The sequence below is a fragment of the Nocardia sp. No.11 genome (assembly GCF_038752175.1).
Lineage (GTDB): Bacteria > Actinomycetota > Actinomycetes > Mycobacteriales > Mycobacteriaceae > Nocardia > Nocardia canadensis.
This window is the reverse complement of record NZ_JBCGFB010000208.1, coordinates 1-5782: the sequence shown is the minus strand read 5'-3', so window position 1 is coordinate 5782 and position 5782 is coordinate 1. Positions and strand designations below refer to the sequence as shown.

At 70.7% G+C, this 5782-nt stretch carries 4 protein-coding genes and 1 pseudogene; all 5 read right to left on the bottom strand.

Annotated elements, in window-relative coordinates:
- Positions 1-219: pseudogene (locus V8688_RS31005) on the bottom strand (ComF family protein); the annotation flags it as partial.
- 32 nt (positions 220-251) lie between these two features.
- Positions 252-2063: an MtrAB system accessory lipoprotein LpqB gene (gene lpqB / locus V8688_RS31000; protein ID WP_342802286.1), complete on the bottom strand. Its 1812-nt coding sequence runs from the start codon at positions 2061-2063 to the stop codon at positions 252-254.
- Positions 2060-3886, bottom strand: a complete 1827-nt coding sequence (gene mtrB / locus V8688_RS30995; protein WP_342802285.1) for an MtrAB system histidine kinase MtrB — start codon at positions 3884-3886, stop codon at positions 2060-2062. Before mtrB ends, lpqB begins: the two co-directional genes overlap by 4 nt.
- Positions 3887-4010: 124 nt before the next feature.
- On the bottom strand, positions 4011-4688 hold the full coding sequence (gene mtrA / locus V8688_RS30990; RefSeq protein WP_019048752.1) for an MtrAB system response regulator MtrA: 678 nt from the start codon (positions 4686-4688) through the stop codon (positions 4011-4013).
- 77 nt (positions 4689-4765) lie between these two features.
- Positions 4766-5413, bottom strand: coding sequence for a dTMP kinase (locus V8688_RS30985; RefSeq protein ID WP_218718683.1), 648 nt, complete (start codon positions 5411-5413; stop codon positions 4766-4768).
- Between the last annotated feature and the right edge of the window lie 369 nt (positions 5414-5782).

Here is a 5782-nt window from a genome sequence, read left to right as displayed (position 1 = left end):
CAGGTCGCGCCTGCCGTGCTCCTTGGCGGCCAGCACGGCGCGGCGCCCCGGACCGCGATAGGGACCCAGCGCCCAGCACGGGACGCCGGGATCGGTGCGCGGACGGACCCGCACCGGGACCCGGCTCAGCTCGGCCGCGCAGCCGGGGCACCACGCCACGCCCGCCGTCGCGCAGCCACCGCAGTGGACGGGCAGCACCAGATCGAGCAGGGCTCTCATAGCGGGTGAGTATCACAGCGCCCACCGACAAGTCAGCTGGGCAGCACCGGGACGACGCGCTCGCCGGTCAGACCCGGCACCTCGCGCCAGAAGCGGTCGTTGCGAGCCGGATCGGCGGTCTGCAACTGCAACACGGCGCGGGAGTCGGCCACGTACTGGGTGGCGGGCGCGGCCGTCACCACCCGCACCGGCGGGGTCAGGTTCTGCGAGGTCACCGGGGAGAACTGGGAACCGTCGATGGAGACGGTGAAAACCGGGTCGACGTTGCCCTCGCGGGCCACCATGATCGTGTCGCCGGTGACCCAGCTCAGCGAGACCGCGCGAGTGCTCAACCCGAGCGCGAGCGGCAGCGGGGAGGTGAGCGCGTACTTGCCGTCGGGACGACGTTCGACCACCGCCACGTAGACCTTGCCGTCGGCGATCAGCGCGGCCCGCACGCCGGTGCGCGAGACCACCACCTCGCTGATCGGCGGCCGCGGCGCGCCCGTCCCCTCGAACAGGGCGGTGGTGTCGACGTCCTGGACCGAGACGTTGCCGGTGGCGCGGTCGGTGACCGCACGGATGACGCGATCGCCGTCGAGCACCGTCCAGGCGGCGCCGCCGTCGGAGGTCCACGACGGCCGGGCGATGCTGGTGCCCTCGGCCACGGCGAAGGCCTTGGCGCCGTAGTTGCCGATCAGCAGGGTGCGGCCGGGTTCGGGTGCGGGCCTGCCGGTGTCGGCGACGGCGGCGACGAACTGGCCGTCGGCGGAGATGCCCACCGACTGCAGGTTGGTCGCCTCACCGAAGGACCCGCTCGGGGTGACGATGCCGTCGGGGGTGACCTGCACCAGCGTGCCGTTGCGCAGTGCGTGCAGGCCGATCCGGTTCTGGCCGGGGGCCGAGGCGCTGTACTGGTCGAGGTCGGCGACCGACCAACCGGCCGCGTACCGGTCGTCGAGCGGTTTGCCGTCGGCGAGCAGCACGTACGGGCCGAGGATGTCGGCGCCGGCCAGCGTCATCACCACCTGGGCGGCGAGCAGTTCGCGTTCCTTCTGCCCGAGCTGGGCGACCCCGGTGAAGTCGATGCGCACCCCACCGATGCCGATGCCCACTTCGCCGGGCTCGTCCTTGGCCTTGACGATCGGGCCGCGCACGGCCACCGGTTGCGCGAGCTGATTGCGCACCACCGGCGCGATCGCCGACTGGGGCCCGGCGCCGAGCATGCCGATCAGCCGCTCGGTCAGCTGGGCGCGCGGCACCGAGATCCAGCGCGGGTCGGGGACCAGCACGGAACTGCCCGGATCGACGTATTGCAGCACGTAGCGGCGGTAGGTCTTGTCGAACGCGGTGGAATCCATCACGACGCCGGGGGGCAGTTCGGTGATCCGCCACTCGCCGTCGATCTTGCTCATCTCGATCTTGTTCTCGAGCGTGCCCTCGACGGCCCGGTAGCTACCGTCGCCGCCCAGCTCGCCGACCTTGCGAGCGCGGATCACGTAGCTGGCCTTGTCGCCGGAGCGCGATTCCCGCAGGGTGTCGGGGCGATCGACGATGGTGATGCTCGCCTCGTCGTTCCATTCACCGGCGGTCTCGGGCGCCATGTACTGGCGGGCCGCGGCGTGCCGGTTGGCCGGATCGGCGCTGGCCGCGAGGAAGTCACCGACCAGCAGGTCGGGGTCGCGGCCCGAGGTCGGCGGCGGCGGTCCCTCCGAGGTGGGCGCGCGATTGATCGTGCCGAGTGCCTGGGGTGCCGAGGACTCCGGCAGGCTGGCGCACCCGCTCAGGACCAGCGCGCCGACCAGCGCGGCCGCGACCAGCGCGGCCGCCCGCCGCCCCCAGCGCACACCCCGCACGTTCGTCATGACTGTCGGTCTCCGGTCTCGGTGGACATCGGCTGGTCCTCGGCGCCGGTGGTCTCGGCGCGCCCGTTCGACGCCGGGTGCGCGTCGGGCGGGTCCGTCCGGGCGTCCGAGGGGATCGGCCCGGTGCCGGTGGGCTCGGTCGGCATCACCTCGGGGCCCGCGGTGCCTGCCGGCTCGGTCTCGATCGCGCCCGCGGGCTCGGTCCTGATCTCCGCCCGGTCGCCGGAATCCGGTTCGGGATCGGCCTCGGGCAGGGCGGGAACCTTGCGCAGCATCGGTTCCAGGGCCAGCGGACTGGCCCCCAGTTTACGGCCGCGCACCATCGGCAGCAGCAGCCGGAAGCTGGCGCCGACGCCGGGATCACCCCACGCCTCGAGCCTGCCTTCGTGCAGGTTGGCGTCCTCGACGCTGATCGACAGGCCCAGACCGGTGCCGCCGGAGCGCCGCACCCGCGACGGGTCCGAGCGCCAGAACCGGTTGAAGACCAGCTTCTCCTCGCCCGGCCGCAGGCCGACGCCCTGATCGCGCACGACGGTCGCGACCGCGTTGGCCTCGGCGTCGCCGCGCATCCGGATCAGCACCGGCTTGCCCTCGCTGTGGTCGATCGCGTTGGCGAGCAGGTTGCGCAGCACGCGCTCGACCCGGCGCGGGTCGACCTCGGCGACGACCGGCTCCTCGGGCAGATCGATGACGACCTCCACGCCGGCTTCCTTGGCCAGATGCCGCACCGTGGAGATCGCCGCCCGCGCGCACATCCGCACGTCGAGCGATTCCACCTGCAGCTCGGCCACACCGGCATCGTGCCGGGAGATCTCGAGCAGGTCGTTGAGCAGGCCCTCGAACCGGTCCAGCTCGTTGACCAGCAGCTCGGAGCTGCGAGCCAGCGCCGGATCGAGATCGTCGCTGGAGCCGTGGATGAGGTCGGCGGCCATGCGCACCGTGGTGAGCGGGGTGCGCAGCTCGTGGCTGACGTCGGAGGTGAACCGGCGTTGCAGATTGCCGAATTCCTCCAGCTGGGTGATCTGGTTCGACAGGCTCTCGGCCATCTCGTTGAACGCCTGCGCCAGGCGGGCCATGTCGTCCTCGCCGCGCACCAGCATGCGTTCCTTGAGCCTGCCGTCGGCGAAGCGACCGGCGATCCGCGCCGCCGACCGGATCGGCAGCACCACCTGCCGGGTGACCAGCGCGGTGATCGCGGCGAGCAGCACCAGCAGCACCACGCCACCGATGAGCATCGTGCCGCGCATCAGCGACAAACTCGCTTCCTCGCTGGCCAGCGGGAAGATCAGATAGATCTCCAGGGTCGCGACCTCGGCGCTCGGGCTGCCGATGATCAGCGCGCGCCCGCGATAGCCGTCCGGGTCGGCGACGGTGGTGAACTGGTAGGAGACCTGGTTGCGCTGGACGAAGCGGCGCAGCTCCTGCGGCACCTCCGAGATGGGACCGGTGGTGAGTTCCTGCGGCGGCGTGCCGCCGACCATCGCCAGCGCGGAGTCGAAACTGCCCGCCGCGCCACTGGACTGCCCGGTGCCGCCACGGCTGGACAGCGCGGCGCGGGCGTCGGCGAGCTGTTGCTGCTGACTGTTCGCGTCATGAACGCCGGAGAGCTTGCCCTCGATCGTGCTGCGGGCGCGATCCATCTCCTCGACGGCGGCGTTGATCTTGGCTTCGAGCAGCCGGTCGGTGATCTGACCGGTGAGCACGACACCGAGGATCGTGATCACGATGAGCGAGAGGGTCAGCGTGGACACGATGACACGCAGTTGCAGCGACCGGCGCCAGAGATGGCCCAGCGCGGTCCCGACAGCCTGGAACCAGGCCATGACCGGAGCCGCCCATCGCCGCAACTGCGTGACGAAGGTTTGCGCACGTCCGTCGTGCGCTGGAGGCGCTGACGCTGTACCGGCAGGTCGACCGTCGGTCACAGCGGCGCCTCACAGGTACCGATCACGGCGGTCCGGCCTTGTAACCGACACCGCGGACGGTCAGGACGATCTCCGGGTTCTCCGGATCCTTCTCGACCTTGGCGCGTAGTCGCTGCACGTGCACGTTGACCAGGCGGGTATCGGCGGCGTGCCGGTAACCCCAGACCTGTTCGAGCAGCACCTCACGGGTGAACACCTGGCGCGGCTTGCGCGCGAGCGCGACCAACAGGTCGAACTCCAGCGGGGTGAGCGAGATCTGCGCGCCGCCGCGGGTCACCTTGTGCGCGGGCACATCGATGACGATGTCGGCGATCGAGAGCAGCTCGGCGGGCTCGTCCTCGGTACGGCGCAGACGCGCGCGCACGCGGGCGACGAGTTCCTTCGGCTTGAACGGCTTGACGATGTAATCGTCGGCACCGGACTCCAGACCGAGCACCACGTCGACCGTGTCGGTCTTGGCGGTGAGCATCACGATCGGAACGCCGGAATCGGCCCGGAGCACGCGGCATACGTCGATGCCGTTCATCCCGGGCAGCATCAGGTCCAGCAACACCAGGTCGGGGCGGATCTCCCGCACCGCCGACAGGGCCTGCGTGCCGTCGCCGACCACGTGCGGGTCGAACCCTTCCCCGCGCAAGACGATGGTCAGCATCTCAGCGAGTGCCATATCGTCGTCGACGACCAGAATCTTGGGCTTCATAGTCCTATGTTGTCATCTCCCAGGCCAGGATCGGGCCGCCACGCCATTAATGGTGTGAACCCGTCGCGTATCCAACCTTATCCGGCAAAGATTTCCGAGCAGAGGGTGAGTAGGGCGGGCCCATCGTCATCGGATCGGTATGTCCACCAGCGACCGAACCAGTCGCGGTCGGCCAGCTCACGATAGACCTCCCCGGTACGGTGCTGTAGACCGCCGTCCCGCTCGTAGGCGTCCAGGGCCCTGGTGGTGTCGAGTTCACCACGGCGCCGGGCGCGTTCGGCCGCGACCTCGGTGGGAATGTCGATCAGGACGGTGAGGTCGGGCGTCGGCAGGGCCAGCCTGCCGAACTCCAGATCGCCCACCCAGGAGACGATTTCACCGTCGGCGTCCTGTTCGGCGCGAGCGGCGGAGTAGGCGGCGTTGGACGCCACCCAGCGGTCCAGGATGACGATGTCGTTGGCGTCCAACAGGTTCGACAGCTCCGCGCTCGCGTCGGCACGGTCCAGGGCGAACATGATCGCCATCGCGTTGATCGAGCCGGCGAGGTCGCCGTGCCCGCCGCGCAGGGCCTCCGCGGCCAGATCGGCGTGGACGGACCGGCCGTATTGCGGAAAGGCCAGGCTGCCCGCGCGCAGCCCCTTTCCGGACAATTCGTCGATCAACCCGTCGATCAGCGTCCGTTTACCGGCGCCGTCGAGGCCTTCCACCGCAATCAGCACGCCCATGAGCGGTGAGATTACCCGGCCGGAGGCGGCGAGCGCCGCATGCCCCACCCCGGAATCTCCGGCGGCCGCCGGACGCGGCGACGAGCCGGGCGCCGGACGGCCGTGTCTTCCGACGCGCCGGGACGACGGGGACCGGATTGCCCGTTTCACCTCGCGACACCAGTGTGAAGTGGTCTCATTCCAAAGTCCTCGGCGGATCGGCTCCGTCCGGGCTACCGGGGCGCACGTCAACCCCGCGCCCGCGCCGGGCCGCTCGACCCAGGAGTCATCATGCTCAACCGAACCGTTCTCCGTGCCGCCGTGGCCGCCGCCGCGCTCGGCATCGCCCTCGCCGGCTCCGGCGTCGCGACCGCCGCGCCCACCGCCGAT